The organism is Ectobacillus funiculus (assembly GCF_004138295.1).
GTDB lineage: Bacteria > Bacillota > Bacilli > Bacillales > Bacillaceae_G > Ectobacillus > Ectobacillus funiculus.
The window spans coordinates 1-816 of the sequence record NZ_SCFM01000026.1 but is presented as its reverse complement, the minus strand read 5'-3'; the positions used below and the strand labels follow the sequence as shown (position 1 = coordinate 816).

Genomic DNA, 816 nt, shown 5'->3' with positions numbered 1-816 from the left:
ATTGGTGCTTTGATCATCGGGGTTCTAAACAATGGACTTGACTTAATGAACGTATCTTCCTACTGGCAGCAAATTTTAAAGGGAGCGATCATTGTAGCAGCAGTTCTTCTTGACTCTCGTAAAAATAAGAAAGCTTAAAAAATAACAGACAAGCAGTAAATCGAGATGAATGTGGGAGTTATATTAGATTGCTTCCACTGACGAAGCAGGCAGGGATATTGTGTGCAATTAGCTCAATAATCCCTGCAAAGCTTCTCTCAGTTCAAAATGAGCACGGAAGAAATTGCTTTTTCTCCTGTTGAATCAAGCTATATAACAAGCTACAGGGGCTGTTTATCGCAATATTTTCAGCTTATCAATATCTTGTATAGTTTCCAGAAATCCGACAGTCAATTTGGAGTAGACTGGTTGGAGTTGGTTCAAAAGGAGAGAATGCAAAGAGCAATTCTGCTCTTTAAGACAACAGATGTGAATGTACTTTCTGCATATGTTGTTATTTCTGGATTGAGAAATTCACCAGAGCGTTTCAGTCTTAAAATGTGATTATTAGATTCATAACACATGCTTTTGAAAAAATCTATTCTATTTTATAGGTCGAAAAGGGGTAGAAATATGAACACAGTTACATTGGGGATTATTGGTGCAGGACGTATTGGAAGATTACATGTAGATAACCTTTTATCAGTTCCGCAAGTGAAAATTAAAGCGGTATCAGATGTGGTGGTAGATCATTTACAGGAATGGGCTGCTAGCAAAGGAATTTCTGTTCTAACAACAAATTATCAGGATTTATTGGCAGATCCTGAAATTGATGCG

General features: G+C 37.0%; 2 protein-coding genes and 1 pseudogene. All 3 read left to right on the top strand.

Annotated elements, in window-relative coordinates:
• Positions 1-138: pseudogene (locus EP737_RS26300) on the top strand (ABC transporter permease); the annotation flags it as partial.
• 129 nt (positions 139-267) lie between these two features.
• Positions 268-543 carry a hypothetical protein gene (locus EP737_RS26040; protein ID WP_205650960.1) on the top strand — a complete coding sequence of 92 codons (276 nt, stop codon included), beginning with the start codon at positions 268-270 and terminating at the stop codon, positions 541-543.
• 69 nt (positions 544-612) lie between these two features.
• Positions 613-816 (top strand): Gfo/Idh/MocA family oxidoreductase (locus tag EP737_RS16680; RefSeq protein ID WP_165350835.1); only part of this gene is annotated, 204 nt, incomplete at its 3' end.

Coding starts and splice junctions, on each gene's coding strand:
- EP737_RS26040 (WP_205650960.1), top strand. CDS start 268: ATGAGCACGGAAGAAATTGCTTTTTCTCCTGTTGAATCAAGCTATATA.